The organism is bacterium, assembly GCA_024742285.1.
GTDB lineage: Bacteria > Myxococcota_A > UBA9160 > UBA9160 > UBA4427 > UBA4427.
This window is the reverse complement of sequence record JANSYR010000007.1, coordinates 260,060-273,289: the sequence shown is the minus strand read 5'-3', so window position 1 is coordinate 273,289 and position 13,230 is coordinate 260,060. Positions and strand designations below refer to the sequence as shown.

General features: G+C 70.3%; 13 protein-coding genes. 5 read left to right on the top strand and 8 right to left on the bottom strand.

What is annotated here, in order from left to right; translation table 11 throughout:
- Nucleotide 1: 1 nt before the first annotated feature.
- Nucleotides 2–517 (top strand): cytochrome c-type biogenesis protein CcmH, encoded by a 516-nt coding sequence (locus NXI30_15020; GenBank protein MCR9095531.1) that lies wholly within the window; start codon nt 2–4, stop codon nt 515–517.
- Nucleotides 518–533: 16 nt separating this feature from the next.
- The gene (locus NXI30_15015) at nt 534–1,103 is read left to right on the top strand and encodes a cob(I)yrinic acid a,c-diamide adenosyltransferase (GenBank protein MCR9095530.1); all 570 of its coding nucleotides are present in this window, start codon (nt 534–536) and stop codon (nt 1,101–1,103) included.
- Here the strand turns inward: NXI30_15015 and NXI30_15010 are convergent.
- The 5 genes from NXI30_15010 to NXI30_14990 all read right to left on the bottom strand — a co-directional run bounded on the left by NXI30_15010 (nt 1,100) and on the right by NXI30_14990 (nt 6,321).
- Complete coding sequence (locus NXI30_15010; GenBank protein MCR9095529.1) at nt 1,100–1,384, bottom strand: hypothetical protein; 285 nt, start codon at nt 1,382–1,384, stop codon at nt 1,100–1,102. The genes NXI30_15015 and NXI30_15010 overlap by 4 nt on opposite strands.
- On the bottom strand, nt 1,372–2,880 hold the full coding sequence (locus NXI30_15005; protein MCR9095528.1) for a HAMP domain-containing histidine kinase: 1,509 nt from the start codon (nt 2,878–2,880) through the stop codon (nt 1,372–1,374). The genes NXI30_15010 and NXI30_15005 overlap by 13 nt, the downstream gene beginning before the upstream one ends.
- Nucleotides 2,881–3,072: 192 nt before the next feature.
- Nucleotides 3,073–3,276 carry a hypothetical protein gene (locus NXI30_15000; GenBank protein ID MCR9095527.1) on the bottom strand — a complete coding sequence of 68 codons (204 nt, stop codon included), beginning with the start codon at nt 3,274–3,276 and terminating at the stop codon, nt 3,073–3,075.
- Entirely contained in the window at nt 3,266–4,303 is a 1,038-nt protein-coding gene (meaB, locus tag NXI30_14995; GenBank protein MCR9095526.1) for a methylmalonyl Co-A mutase-associated GTPase MeaB, read from the bottom strand. Before meaB ends, NXI30_15000 begins: the two co-directional genes overlap by 11 nt.
- Before the next feature lie 26 nt (nt 4,304–4,329).
- Complete coding sequence (locus tag NXI30_14990) at nt 4,330–6,321, bottom strand: protein meaA (GenBank protein ID MCR9095525.1); 1,992 nt, start codon at nt 6,319–6,321, stop codon at nt 4,330–4,332.
- A 217-nt stretch (nt 6,322–6,538) separates the two neighbouring features.
- Between NXI30_14990 and NXI30_14985 the strand changes: the two genes are divergently transcribed.
- Nucleotides 6,539–7,603, top strand: a complete 1,065-nt coding sequence (locus tag NXI30_14985; GenBank protein ID MCR9095524.1) for a serine/threonine protein kinase — start codon at nt 6,539–6,541, stop codon at nt 7,601–7,603.
- Nucleotides 7,604–7,655: 52 nt separating this feature from the next.
- On the opposite strand, the gene NXI30_14980 is transcribed toward NXI30_14985, so the two are convergent.
- Both NXI30_14980 and NXI30_14975 read right to left on the bottom strand, forming a co-directional pair.
- Entirely contained in the window at nt 7,656–9,029 is a 1,374-nt protein-coding gene (locus tag NXI30_14980) for a hypothetical protein (protein ID MCR9095523.1), read from the bottom strand.
- The gene (locus tag NXI30_14975; GenBank protein MCR9095522.1) at nt 9,026–10,297 is read right to left on the bottom strand and encodes a hypothetical protein; all 1,272 of its coding nucleotides are present in this window, start codon (nt 10,295–10,297) and stop codon (nt 9,026–9,028) included. The genes NXI30_14980 and NXI30_14975 overlap by 4 nt, the downstream gene beginning before the upstream one ends.
- Before the next feature lie 40 nt (nt 10,298–10,337).
- Here NXI30_14975 and NXI30_14970 point away from each other — a divergent pair, with 40 nt between their 5' ends.
- Both NXI30_14970 and nadA read left to right on the top strand, forming a co-directional pair.
- Nucleotides 10,338–11,204 carry a VOC family protein gene (locus NXI30_14970; protein MCR9095521.1) on the top strand — a complete coding sequence of 289 codons (867 nt, stop codon included), beginning with the start codon at nt 10,338–10,340 and terminating at the stop codon, nt 11,202–11,204.
- Nucleotides 11,205–11,325: 121 nt separating this feature from the next.
- A complete protein-coding gene (gene nadA, locus NXI30_14965) occupies nt 11,326–12,279 on the top strand; it encodes a quinolinate synthase NadA (GenBank protein ID MCR9095520.1) in 954 nt (317 codons plus the stop codon).
- Nucleotides 12,280–12,304: 25 nt separating this feature from the next.
- On the opposite strand, the gene NXI30_14960 is transcribed toward nadA, so the two are convergent.
- Nucleotides 12,305–13,186, bottom strand: coding sequence for a haloalkane dehalogenase (locus NXI30_14960; GenBank protein ID MCR9095519.1), 882 nt, complete (start codon nt 13,184–13,186; stop codon nt 12,305–12,307).
- Nucleotides 13,187–13,230: the final 44 nt, after the last annotated feature.

Here is a 13,230-nt window from a genome sequence, read left to right as displayed (position 1 = left end):
CGTGACGCGATCCCGCGCGAAATCCTGGCTTCGTGGTGTGCTCGTCGCTGCGCTCGCGCTCGCTCTGTCGGGCTGCGCGGACGAGGGGCCGTACACGCAGGACCTCTCGTCCGAGCTGATGAGCCCCTTCTGTCCCGGGCGGACGCTGGCGTCCTGTCCGAGTCCGCAGGCGGGTGAGCTGATCCAGTGGATCCAGGTCCAGGAGGCCGCCGGCGCGACCAAGGACGAGGTGGTCGCGATGTTGATCGACCGCTTCGGTGAGGAGATCCAGGGCGCTCCGCCCGCGGAGGGGATCACGCTCTGGGCCTACGTCTTCCCGGTCGCTGGCTTCCTGGGTGGCGGCGGACTCGTCGCCGTCGTACTCCGGCGGATCGTCGGTCGGCGGGACGACGACGACGAAGACGATGACGACCCGGACGACGACTCGGCGCCGCCCGCACCGCCCTCGGGGCCGACTTCGCCCGAGGACGACGAGCTCGCGCGCCTCGTCGACGAAGAGCTGTCGAACCGGCGCTAGGCGAGAAGCAGGACTCATGAAGATCTATACGAAGCGCGGCGACGCCGGGCAGACCGACCTCTTCGGGGGCGAGCGCGTCGGCAAGGACGAGCTGCGCGTCGCGGCCTATGGCGACGTGGACGAGCTGAACTCCGTCGTCGGGGTCGCCGCGGCGAGCGGTTGCGACACGGCGCTGGCGGACACGCTGCAGAGCGTCCAGAGCGCACTCTTCGATCTCGGCTCGTCCCTGGCGACGCCGGACCCGGCGCACCGCGAGAAGTACGGGATCGCCGGAATCGCGGAGGCCGACATCGAAGCACTCGAATCGCTCATCGACCGGCTCGAGGCGGACCTCGAGGAGCTGAAGACCTTCATCCTGCCCGGTGGCTCGCCCTCGGCGGCGGCCTTCCATGCCGCTCGGACCGTGTGTCGACGGGCGGAGCGCGCGGTGGTCCGGCTGGCGAGGATCGACGGTGAGTCCGTCGAGGAGAACTCGCTCCGGTACCTCAATCGGCTCTCCGACGCGCTCTTCGTGGTCGCGCGCCACGAGAACGCGCGGCTGGGCGTCGCGGACGTGGCCTGGGTGGGGCGGACGGGCGGGGACTAGCGACGCGGTCGCGTGAGGCGGGCCATGAGGATCCCGAACTCGACCTCGGTCATGATCGACCGGCGGCGGAAGTCGAGACTCACGAGCCGGAAGTGGACGTGGGCGTCGATCAGTCCCGGCAAGGCGAATCGACCGGCGGCCTCGACGACCCGGTCCGCGCTCGCGGGCGCGGCGCCTTCGATGGCGTCGATCCTCCGGTCTTGGATCACGAGCGTGCGCTCGCCGACGAAGTCGAGGGTGTCCGTATCGAAGAGGTTGGCGTTCCGGATCAGGGCTCGCACGACTCGCCACGCAGGGGCAACGACACGAAGAACCGGGTGCCGCGCCCGGGCTTGGAGTCGACCCCGATCCGCCCGCCGTGATCTTCGACGATGCGGTGGGCCATGCTCAGGCCGAGGCCGGTTCCGCCCTCCGTCGGGCGGGTCGTGAAGAAGGGGTCGAAGACTCTGTCCCGGTCGTCTTCGCGGATCCCGCACCCGTCGTCGGCGACCTCCAGCTGGGCCTCGTCCTGGACGCGGCGTGCCGAGACCGAGATCGTCTCCGCGCCCGATTGGACCGCGTTGGTCACCAGGTTCAGGATCACCTGTTCGAGCTCGATCGCGTTCGCGAGAAGCGGTAACGCCTCTCCGGATCGAACGAGCTCGACCTGCCGACCCGAGGTCCCGAGCGTCTCGATCGCGCGCTCGAGGACTTCGTTCAGGTCCAGGTCGTCGTGATTTGCGACGGCGCGTCGCGAGAACCGAAGCAGGTTGCGCACGATCTCCCCGCACCGTTCGGCGTCGATCCGGATCCGTTCCAACGTCTCGCGATAGCGCTCCTCGCCCGCTCCCGCGTCGTCGTCGCTGAGGGCGAGCTCCGAGCCGAGCAGAATCGCACCGACCGGATTGTTGATCTGGTGCGCGACGCCGGCGGCGAGGGTGCCGATCGAGGCCAGCCGGTCCGCGTGACGCAGCTGCTCGCGAGACTCCCGGAGCTCCCGGGTGCGTTCCTCGACGAGTCGCTCGAGGTCGGCCCGGAAGCCGGCTTCGAGCTCGAGGCGTCGCTCGTGCTCGCGGTCGGCGAGCCGCTTCGCCTCGACGAGTCGCGCGAGGGTGCGTGCCTGGAGCGACTCGTAGATCGACGCGACGCCGCAGGTTCCGGCGATGCCCGCGATGCATCCCCAGAAGCTCCAACGAGCGACCTCGCTCTGCAACGGCGACACGATCTCTTGCGCGCCGAGCTGGAAGGCGGTTGCGAGGGCGCCCATGCCGAGCGCGAGGCCGACGGCCCAGTACGTGCCGGCGCGGCGGCCGAGCAGGAGCACCGCGGGCAGCGGTGTGAGCATGGCGAGGAAGAACCCGCCGGTATCCCGCCCGCCAGTCGCCCCGGCCAGCGAGAGCGCGTAGCCCGCCATGATCGCGACGACGCCGTGCCCCAGCCATCGAACCGGCACGCCCGCCTTGAACGCGAGGGGCGTGGCGACGAGCAGGAGGCCGAGGGCGTAGGAGAGGAGCCGGATCTTCCACGAGTCGGGTTGGTCGGTCGCCGCGATCAGCGTCGCGAGCACGGTGCACCCGGCGACGAAGGAGACGCTGATCGTGAGGCGCGCGCGTCGCAGCGCGTCGTGGTCCGGCAGCGTGGCCGATTCCGGGAGGAACCAGTCGACGGCCCGCAGCGGTCCGCCCTCGACCCGATGTCCGGTGGGCGCGTGCGCCGGTCGCTCCCCGGATGTCGACCGACCCGGGAAGGGGCTCTCCGATCGCGGTGGCTCGGACGCCGTCTGGCGAGATCGTTCCATCACCGTCGCCCCCCAATGCCCTGGCAAGGTAGCGGGTTTCGGTCGCTCGGAACGAGGGAATCGCGCGGATTCGACGAGCGTCCGCCGAATGCGACTCTTTCGCCGAAGGCGTCTACGCGTTTCGACGGAGGGGCGCGAGCGGAGCGCGGCACACCGTGCGGGAGAAGGTGCGGGCGAGAGGGCGTCGGTCGTTCAGGTCTGGAGCGCGCGTGTCGCTTCGTAGTGTCGCTCGTCCAGGTGGCCGTAGTACCGGACGGGTTCTTCGAGCTGGCGACGCAGGAGCGTGCCGATCACGAAGCCGACCGTGAAGGCGACGAGCAGCGCGATCAGCACGGTCCGTACGACCCGGCCGAAAAGGCCTCCGCGGCCCGGCGGTCGGAGCGGATCACGCGCCACGCGGGTCGTCCGGCGCCTCGGCCCGGGTCAGGGCGCGCTCGATCCGCCGACCGAGTGCATCGACCATGCGATCGACGGAGACGCTCGGATCCGCCTCGATCGCCGTGGCGAGGTCCTTCGCCGAGCCGAGCTTCGCCACCCCGAACCGGCCGTACCGGACCTGGAGCGCGTGCTCGATGCGCTTGCTTCGCCCTTCGCGGCGGCGCGCCTCCCCGAGACCGCGCGCCGCGAGGTAGGCCGTGTGCTCCTCGAGGCCGTCGATCAATGCATCGATGCCGAGGCCGTCGCGGGCCGAGCCCGTGAGCACCGGCGGGACGCGATCGGGGTCGCGGCGCTGGCCCAGGTCGAGGCCCGCGCGGAGCTCGGCCGCGGCCCGGGTGGCGACGTCGCCCAGGTCCGACTTGTTCACGAAGAAGAGGTCGGGCCACTCGAGGATGCCCGCCTTCATGAACTGGATCAGATCTCCGGCCGCGGGCTGGGCCACGAAGACGAGGGTGTCGACCACGTCGATCACCTGCGCCTCGGACTGGCCCACACCGACCGTCTCGACGAACACGTAGTCGAGTGCGGCGGAGAGGATGTCGAGGGAGGGACCGGTCACCTCGGAGAGGCCGCCCAGCTGGTCCCGCGCCGCGAGGGAGCGGAGGAAGACGCCTGCGTCGCGGGCCGAGGAGCTGAGCCGCATCCGGTCGCCCAGCAGTGCGCCCCCGGTCCGCTGGCTCGAAGGATCGACGGCGAGCACGCCGACCGACCGGTCGCGTTCCCGCAGCCCGGACACCAGCGCATCGAGCAGCGTCGACTTGCCTGCGCCGGGGGCCCCGGTCACGCCGATCCGGACACCCCGGGCGTGGGACGCCACCGCATCGAGGAGGGCGAGCCGCGCCTCCCGATGGTCCGGGCGGTTGTCGTCGACGGCATTGAGCGCCTGGCTGATCGCCGATCGCTCGCCCGCGCAGACGCGCTCCGCGAGCTTCCGGGCGGCCTCCAGCTCGGCCCGAGACCCCGGGTTCGCGGAATCAGCCGTCATGCGAAGCCGCGACGCCGTCGCCGTTTTCAGCCGTCATTCGACTCGGCGACCACGTCGACGATCTCGTCCATGATCCGGGTCAAGTCGAAGTCCTTGGGCGTATAGACCCGGCGGACGCCGGCTGCCTCGAGCTTCTCGGCGTCGTCGTCCGGGATGATCCCGCCCACCACGACGGGGATCGTGCCCATGCCCGCGTCCTTCAGCTGCTCGACCACGTCGGTCACCAGGACGCCGTGGGAGCCCGAGAGGATCGAGAGACCGATCACGTGCACGCCCTCGTCCTGGGCCGACTGCACGATCTCCTGGGGCGTGAGACGGATGCCGTCGTAGACGACCTCCATGCCGACGTCGCGGGCCTTCACCGCGATCTGCTCGGCGCCGTTGCTGTGGCCGTCGAGGCCCGGCTTGCCGACGAGGATCTTGAGTCGACGGCCGAGGGTCTCGGACAGTGCGTCCACGCGCTTGCGGACCTGATTCACGTCCTCGCTGGCTTCCGCGACCGGCGCCGCGACGACGCCGGTCGGGGCACGGTATTCCCCGAACACGTCCCGCAGGATCTGCGACCACTCGCCGGTCGTCACGCCCGCCTTCGCGGCCGCGATCGAAGGCGCCATGATGTTGCCGCCGTTCTTGATCACGTCCTCGAGGTTCTTGAGCGCGGCGGCGGCGTCCGCCGCGTTGCGGCGGTTGCGGAAGGCTTCGAGGGACGCGATCTGCTCGCGCTCGGCGCTCTCGTCGACCTTGAGGATCGAGCCCGCACCTTCCTCGACGAGCGGCGAGTCGACGGCTTCGATGTACTCGTTCACGCCGACGACGGTCATCTCCCCGCTCTCGATCGCGCGCAGCCGTTCCGTCTGGCTCTCGACGAGCTTCTGCTTCATGTACGCGTTCTCGACCGCCGTGACCGCGCCCCCCATGTCGAGGACGCTTTGGAGCTCGGCGCGCGCCTCTTCGAGCAGCGCCGCCGTCTTGGCCTCGACCACGTGGGAGCCGTCGAAGAGATCACCGTACTCGAGCAGGTCCGTCTCGTAGGCGAGGATCTGCTGGGTGCGCAGGGAGAGCTGCTGGTCCCATGGGCGCGGCAGGCCAAGGGCCTCGTTCCAGGCCGGAAGCTGGAGCGAACGCGCCCGGGCGCGCTTGCTGAGCGTCACGCCGAGGGCCTCGAGGGCGATCCGGATGATGTTGTTCTCGGGCTGCGCCTCGGTCAGGCCCAGGCTGTTGACCTGCACGCCGTAGCGGAGTCGGAGCATCTTCTCGTTCGTGATGCCGTAGCGATCCCGACCGATCTCCTCCCAGAGCTGGTTCATCGCGCGGCACTTGCACATCTCTTCCACGAAGCGGATGCCCGCGTTCAGGAAGAACGAGATCCGACCGAAGACCCGCGACAGCGTCTCGTCGTCGACCTCGGGCATGGCGCGCACGACGTCGAGGATCGAGATCGCGTTCGCCATCGAGTAGGCGATCTCCTGGACCGGCGTCGCCCCTGCTTCCTGGAGGTGGTAGGAGCAGACGTTCATCGGGTTCCAGTTCGGAACGTGGTCGACGGTGTACGAGACGATCTCGCTCGTGAGGCGCATGGACGCCTCCGGAGGGAATACGAACGTGCCGCGCGACAGGTACTCCGTGATGATGTCGTTCTGGGTCGTGCCGCGGAGGGCGCTCTGATCCGTGCCCTGGCGCTCGGCGGTCGCGATGTAGAGCGAGAGGAGCCACGCCGCGGTCGCGTTGATCGTCATCGACGTGTTCATCTTCTCGAGCGGGATCTCGTCGAAGAGGACCTGCATGTCGTCGATGTGGCAGATCGGGACGCCGACCTTGCCGACCTCGCCGCGGGAGAGCGGGTGGTCCGAGTCGTAGCCGGTCTGGGTCGGGAGATCGAAGGCGACGGAGAGACCCGTCTGGCCCTTGGCCAGATTGCTTCGATAGAGAGCGTTGCTCGCCTTGGCGGAGCTGTGTCCGGAGTAGGTCCGGAACATCCACGGGCGGTCGCGTTCGGGGCGGGAGTCGATCGAGGACACGGGGGGCTCCGTTCATGGGCGGTCGGGGGTGGGAAGACGAGAGGAGCGAGGCTGGGATGGGAGCTGGCCGGGCCTACGTGGGGGGCGATCGATCCGGCGAGGGCCGACGAGCTTGCTCCATGGCCACGAGCGGGGGGCGGTACTACCCCTAAGTGGCTGAAAAACTTATCGAAACACCTCCTGCGGGGCAAATCCGGGCCGGGGTATGCTCCGAACCATGAGTCAGCCCACCCAGGATCTGCGCGCTTCCTTCCTGGGGCTCACGCCCGCGCGGGTCCTCGCGGCGGTCGAGGCGGCGGGGCACGCCCCCTCGGGCCACTGCTTCGCGCTGAATGCGCTCGAGAACCGGGTCTACGACGTCCGGCTCGAAGACGGTCGTCACGTGGTCGCGAAGTTCTACCGGCCCGGTCGCTGGTCCCGGGAGACCATCCTGGACGAGCATCGACTTCTCTCGGCGCTGGTCGAGGCGGAGATTCCGGTCTGCGCGCCGCTCCGCTTCCCCGACGGCGACACGCTCCATACCGACGACGACATCCACTACGCGATCTGGCCGCGCACCGGCGGCCGCTCCCCGGACGAGCTGGCGGACGACGAGCTCGGCGTGCTCGGGCGCCTGATGGCGCGGATCCACGCGATCGCCGCGGACTTGGGCGCGCCGAACCGTCGCCCTCTCGATCCGGAGCAGGGGCCGCTCGACGCGCTCGCGCTGCTCGAAGACGGAGGCTGGCTGCCGCCTTCGTGCCATGCCCGCTACGCGGGGGCGGTGGAGCGGCTGGTCGCGATCTACCGGGAGCGGAGTCGAGGGGTCGCCGTCCAGCCGATCCACGGGGACTGCCATGCGGGCAATCTGCTGCGTGGCGACGAAGGCTGGTTCTTCCTCGACTTCGACGACATGGTGATCGGCCCGCCGGTCCAGGACGTCTGGATGCTCGTGCCCGGGCGCGACGCGGAGGCGGATCGCCAACGCCGTCTCCTGGTCGACGCCTATCGGACGTTCCGCGATTTCGACGAGGGAACGTTCTCCCTGATCGAGCCCCTGCGCGGATTCCGGTTCGTCTTCTATGCCGGGTGGATCGCTCGCCGATGGGACGATCCGGCCTTCCCGGATGCGTTCCCGCATTTCGGGACCGACGCCTACTGGGAGGACGAGACGCGGGACCTCGAGGAGCTCGTCGATCGCATCGAGCGCGGGGACGATCTTCTCGCGCCGGCGGAGCAGGGGGAGCGCGCGGGCGAGGGCGGGGAAGAGCTCACGAACGCGGACTTCTTCTGGGATCTCTAGCGAGGACGCGCCGGGCCGATCGCTTCTTCGCAATGGCGGGTCCGCGCCGGGTCTATCGCTTCTTGAGGACGATGCGATCTTTCAGGTAGGCCCAGTTGAGCGGGCGGAAGCGGAGCTCGCCGGATTCACCCTGGCCCGTCAGGTCGGCGAACTCGAAGGTCCCGCCCGGATTCATCAGCCAGGGCTCGCTCGGCACCGCGTCGTCGACGGTCAGGTTGTGGGCGTAGCCCTCGCCGCGTTTCTCGCTCCCGGCGAAGAGCCCGAGGCCCGGCTTGCCGGGCGCGACCAGTCCGAGCGCATGGGCCCCTTCGTGGGCCATCACCGTACCGAGCGCATCGCCGAGACGCGCGACCGCGTTCGAGAGGGCGAGGCTGCGCGGGCTGCCGTCCGGAGCCGCGAGGCGCGCGGCGTCGCCGGGCTCGGTGCCGAGAGGCCGCTCGAGCAGCGGGCCGAACGCTTCGGCCCAGAGCGGATCGTCGGCGTACACGGCGAAGGCGGCCGGGAAGATGCCGGCGTCGCTGCCGTCTTCGGCGGTTCCGATGCACTCCTCGCTCCCCTTCGTGCCGTTCTCCGAGTCGAAGCGGACGAAGCCGATCGAGTCCGGGTGCTTCGCGTTTCGCCCGCCGACACACACGCGTGTCACGAAAGGACCGTCCTCGACCTCGACCTCGAGCTCGAAGCGCACGAAGACCTGGTCGCGCCCGCGGCCGGTCCGGTTCGGGTCGTCGCGTCGGTCGTAGGCACGTCGAACGCGGGCGAGGGCGCGCTCGGCGACGGCGTCCGCGAAGCGTCGCGTGTCGTCGGCCGTCGCCGAGCCGACGAGGCCGAGGTCTTCCAGGTCGGTCTCGAAGTCCGCTCGCCCATCGCGGTCGCGATCGACGCCGAAATCGAAGTGGATGATCTGTCGCGAGCCGATCGGAGGGCCGCCGAGCCAGGTTCGGATCCGCTGGCGGCGGAAGGTCGTGAGCTCGCGTTCCTGGGCGTCGACGAGGGTCGCGCTGACCGAGAAGAGACCTTCGATCAGTCCCAGGTTCTCGGGGACGACGAAAGTGCCGACGTCCCCTTCGAATCCGAACCGGTCGGTGATCTCGACGACGGCGCCGGTTCGTTCCTCGCGGATCACGACTTTCAGGGTGTCGCGTACGCCGGCGGGCAGATCCGCGGGTAGCTCGACCTGGAGCGTCCAACCGGAGGGGGGAACGAGGACATCGCGCCCGACGCGAGTCCCGAGGTCGTTGATCCGGATCTCGATCTCGGCCTCCTCGAGGCCGGCGAAGCGCTCCTGGCGGACGCCGAAGAACACGATCACGAGCCCGATCACCAGGCCGCCGACGATCGCGAGGAAGGTGCCGCCGCGGCCGTCGGATCCGTCGTCGGTCGGTCTCGGCGGCAAGGGGGTGATCGGGGTCTCGTGCGGGGAGCTCATCGGGGGTCCTCCCGCCGACCTTCGGCGAGGCGGCGGGCGAGATGGAATTCGAGGGCAGGAACGGGACTGTCGGAGGCGAGCACGTCCCGTCGCCAGGGCCCGGGACGGAGCGCCGCCGAGCGCGGCGCAGGATCGCGCACCGGGTCCGGGAGCGGAAGAGGGACGAAGCGAGCCTCGAGGGCAGGGAGGTGCTCGGTCGGGATCGGGGTGCCACTGCCGTCGGAGGGGGCTTCGCCTCGGGCATAGACGTGGGTCGCCGTCGCGAGGCCGACCGTCGCCGCCGCGGACCCGCCGCCGAGCAGGATGCGTCGCTCGTCCTCGGCCTCGGTGGCTCGAGGGGCCCGCGAGAGATCTCCGAGGTCGCGTCCCCGGGCGACGGGGGCCGTCGCATCCGGTGTCGCGGTCGCCGTCGTCCCGACTGCGCCGAGCAGGGTCGGTCGGACGTCCTCGAGTCCGGCGAGGCGGAACGAGACGCCGGGGCCGTCTCGCGGACCCGGCGTGGGGGGCCGCCAGAGCAGCGGAATGCGGTGGCGCTCCCAGTCGAGTGCCGCTCCCTCGGCATCCCCGAGGAGGCCCGCCACGAGCATCCCGCGCCGCCGGTCGCCGAGCGCGACGTCGACCCGCGCGACGGCGCGCTCGACCGCGCCGAGGTCGGACGCGCCGCTCAGATGGAGCCAGACGAAGCGCGGCCCCGGGGCCCTGCCGATCCATCGTTGCAAGGCATCCGCCAGCGCATCGGGGGCGCCGGGGTCGGAGAGTCCGGCCAGACGATCGTCGTAGTGCTCGAAGCCCTGGTCGAGTCGCCGCGTGCGATTGAGCCGGGGACTGGTCACGAAGGCGGCCGCACGGAAGCCGCTCGCCACGAGCCGCTCGGCGATCGTCTCGAAGTGGTGGGGCAGGAAGGTCGCACCGTCGTCCCGCACCGGATGCAGCTGCGGCGGCAGCCCCGAATGGACCGTGGCGGCCGCGGAGGCTTCGCCGCGGGCTGCGCTCACGGCCCACGCGAAGCGCGTGCCGCCCTCGGCCTGAGCGCAGAGCCCACGTCCCGACTCGGCGGGGCCGCCGAAGCACGACAGGGCGGAAGCAGGCAGGGCATCGAGGGTGACGAGGACGAGATCGGGGTGGTCCGGCACGTCCTCGGCGCAGGCGAGGAGGAGGGTGAGCAGCGCGACGACCGCGACGGGACCGGTCGGGCGCGCGGACGGCGCGCGACCGTGGTGGCGGGCTTGTGTCGAGGACGGGTCGGGCACGACCGGCGTTCCGCTCATGTCGGAGGGCATAGCGAATGAGACGTGCGATGTTCGGGACATGATCACTCGACTCCACAGCGCGCTGGTCGATGTCGCCGATTTCGAAGGGGCGGTCTCGGACTATGCGCGGCTGGTGGGCTTCGCGCCCGTCCGGCAGGAACGCGACGCCGCAGGACGCCGCAGCGCCTTCTTCGTCTTCGCGAACATGGCGCTCGAGCTTCGCGCGTGCTCTGCCGAGCCCGCCGCCGAGGGGGAGCCCCCGCGAACGGGGCAGGCGGCGCTGCGGCTCGTCTGGGAGGACGGGGACCCGACCGAAGCGCTGGCGGCGGCGGGAATCGCCGTCACGTCCCGGTGCGAGCTTCGGGCCGCCGCCGAGGGCGACTCGGCGGAGGGCGATCGGACCTGGACCCGCTATGCGCTCGCACCGGAGGCGTCCCGCCGATTGCCGGTCGAGCTGATCGTCGACGAGACGCCCGAAGCCGGGCTGCTCGGAGGGGCGCCGGTTCCGGTCGCCGGGGCCGAGGCCCGGGAAGCCAGGGTCCACGGGCTCGATCACGTCGTCGTGATGAGCCCGTCCCCGGAAGCCACCCGCGCGTTCTACGGCGACGGGCTCGGGATCCGCCTCGCCCTCGACAAGACCTTCGACGAGCGTGGGGTGCGGCTCCTCTTCTTTCGTCTGGCGGGGCTCACGATCGAGATCGGTGCGCGCGCGGGCGCGGATCCGGCGCCGGAGAAGGCCGACCGCTTCGGTGGGCTGGCCTGGCAGGTGCCGGACGTCGACGCGATCCGGGCGCGCCTGGCCGGCGAGGGCTTCGACGTCTCGGAGGTCCGCTCGGGGAACAAGCCCGGGACGCGGGTCTGCACCGTGCGTGGCCCCGTCCACGGTGTACCGACCCTTCTGATCGAGCCCGTGCAGCCGATCTAGGCGCGCTTCGGCCGGTTCTCGCGCCGCGCGGGCGTCCCGGAGACGTGTATTCGCGCGTCCACGTCGGGTGGGGTTAACCTCTTCCCTCCCGAACGGCGCCCCTTCTCGGAGACCCCCGAAGATGACGACGACCCCGCCCGCCGACCGCCCGGCCGACCTCGAAGCCGCGATCCTCGAGCTGAAGCGCGAGAAGGGCGCGGTCATCCTGGCGCACTTCTACCAGGAGGACGAGATCCAGGATCTCGCCGACGTCGTCGGTGACTCGCTGGCGCTGGCCCGCGCCGCCCAGGAGATCGATTGCGAGATGATCGTCTTCTGCGGCGTCCACTTCATGGCCGAGACCGCGGCGATCCTGAACCCGGGGATCCCGGTGGTCGTGCCGGATCTCGAAGCCGGCTGCTCCCTGGCGGACGGCTGTCCGCCGGAGGAGTTCAAGGCTTTCATCGCCGACCACCCCGGCGCGAAGGTGGTGACCTACATCAACGCCTCGGCGGGCGTGAAGGCGATGAGCGATCTGATCTGCACGTCCTCGAACGCGGTCGAGATGGTCGAGCACTTCGAGGGCGAGAAGGTCATCCTCGCGCCGGACCGCCACCTCGCCCGCTGGATCGGCCGGGAGACCGGCCGCGACGACTTCATCGTCTGGCCCGGTGCCTGCGTCGTCCACGAGCAGTTCAGCGCGAAGGGCCTCGCCAAGCTCCGCGCCCAGCACCCCGACGCCGAGGTGCTGGCCCACCCGGAGTGCGACCAGGCCGTCCTCGACCAGGCCGATTTCATCGCCAGCACGACCGGCATCATCGCCCGGGCCGTCGCCTCGCCGGACCGCCCCTCGATCATCGCGACGGAGGACGGGGTGTTCCACGCGATCCGCAAGCAGGTCCCCGACAAGGTGCTCCATCAGGCGCCCGGCATGGACGAGAGCTGCGCCTGCAACCAGTGCCCGTTCATGCGGCTCAACACGCTCGAGAAGCTCTACGACTGCCTCGTGAACGAGGGACCGACGGTGACGGTCCCGGAGGAGCTCGCGAAGCAGGCGCTCGTGCCGATCGAGCGCATGCTCGAGCTCTCGAAGTAGGCGCGCACGGTCCGAGCGTCTCGCGTCAGAGCGCGGCGAGCCAGTCGCGGACGCCCTGTCCGATTTCGTCCGGTGCGTCTTCCTGGACGAAGTGGATGCCCGGGATCTCGATCACCTTCTGGTTGGGCCACGCGAGGCAGCCGTCCCGCAGCGCCTTGCGCAGGATCGCGCCGGGCTTCGCGTCGAAGAAGAGCTTCGGCACTTCGCTCGTCGCGAGCCACTCGGCGTAGGCGCCGACGATCTCCACCATCCCGGGCGGCTCGCCCTCGATCGGGATCTGCCGCGGCCAGGTCAGCGTCGGGCGTCGGTCCTCGCCGGGGTTCGCGAAGGGGCGGCGGTACTCGTCCATCTCTTCGTCCGACAGCTTGCGGAGGATCGAGCTCGGGAGGACTCCCTCGATGAACAGGTTGTTCTCGAGGATCATCTCTTCGCCCTTCTCGGAGCGGAAGCCCTGGAAGACGGGCTGGACCGGCTTGGGCCACTGGTCCCAGGAGTCGACGGGACCCACGATCGCTTCCATGTAGGCGATGCCCTTGACCGCGTCGCGATGGCGGTTCGCCCAGTCGAAACCGAGGGCGGAGCCCCAGTCGTGGATCACGAGGGTCACGTTCTCACGGACGTCGAGGGCTTCGAGGAGCGCGTCCAGGAAGCGGCGATGCTCGACGAAGGTGTACGAATCGGGGCCGGGGTCGCGGAGCTTCTCTGAGTCGCCCATCCCGATCAGATCGGGGACGATGCACCGACCGGAGCCCTCGAGATGAGGGACGACGTCGCGCCAGAGGTACGAGGACGTCGGATTGCCGTGAAGCAGGACGATCGGATCGCCCGAACCCCGCTCGTGATAGGCCATCTCGTAGCCGAGGATCTCGATCTTCTTCTTCGCGAGGGGAGCGGTCGTGTGCGGCATCCGGCGACGATGACGGACGCACCGGTCCCGCGCAAGAAACCGGA

What these genes read in the sequence shown, in the direction of transcription:
- NXI30_14975 (MCR9095522.1), bottom strand. Translation starts at nt 10,297, where the DNA reads ATGAGCGGAACGCCGGTCGTGCCCGACCCGTCCTCGACACAAGCCCGC.
- meaB (MCR9095526.1), bottom strand. Translation starts at nt 4,303, where the DNA reads ATGACGGCTGATTCCGCGAACCCGGGGTCTCGGGCCGAGCTGGAGGCC.
- NXI30_14985 (MCR9095524.1), top strand. Translation starts at nt 6,539, where the DNA reads ATGAGTCAGCCCACCCAGGATCTGCGCGCTTCCTTCCTGGGGCTCACG.
- NXI30_14960 (MCR9095519.1), bottom strand. Translation starts at nt 13,186, where the DNA reads ATGCCGCACACGACCGCTCCCCTCGCGAAGAAGAAGATCGAGATCCTC.
- NXI30_15005 (MCR9095528.1), bottom strand. Translation starts at nt 2,880, where the DNA reads ATGGAACGATCTCGCCAGACGGCGTCCGAGCCACCGCGATCGGAGAGC.
- NXI30_14980 (MCR9095523.1), bottom strand. Translation starts at nt 9,029, where the DNA reads ATGAGCTCCCCGCACGAGACCCCGATCACCCCCTTGCCGCCGAGACCG.
- nadA (MCR9095520.1), top strand. Translation starts at nt 11,326, where the DNA reads ATGACGACGACCCCGCCCGCCGACCGCCCGGCCGACCTCGAAGCCGCG.
- NXI30_15015 (MCR9095530.1), top strand. Translation starts at nt 534, where the DNA reads ATGAAGATCTATACGAAGCGCGGCGACGCCGGGCAGACCGACCTCTTC.
- NXI30_14970 (MCR9095521.1), top strand. Translation starts at nt 10,338, where the DNA reads ATGATCACTCGACTCCACAGCGCGCTGGTCGATGTCGCCGATTTCGAA.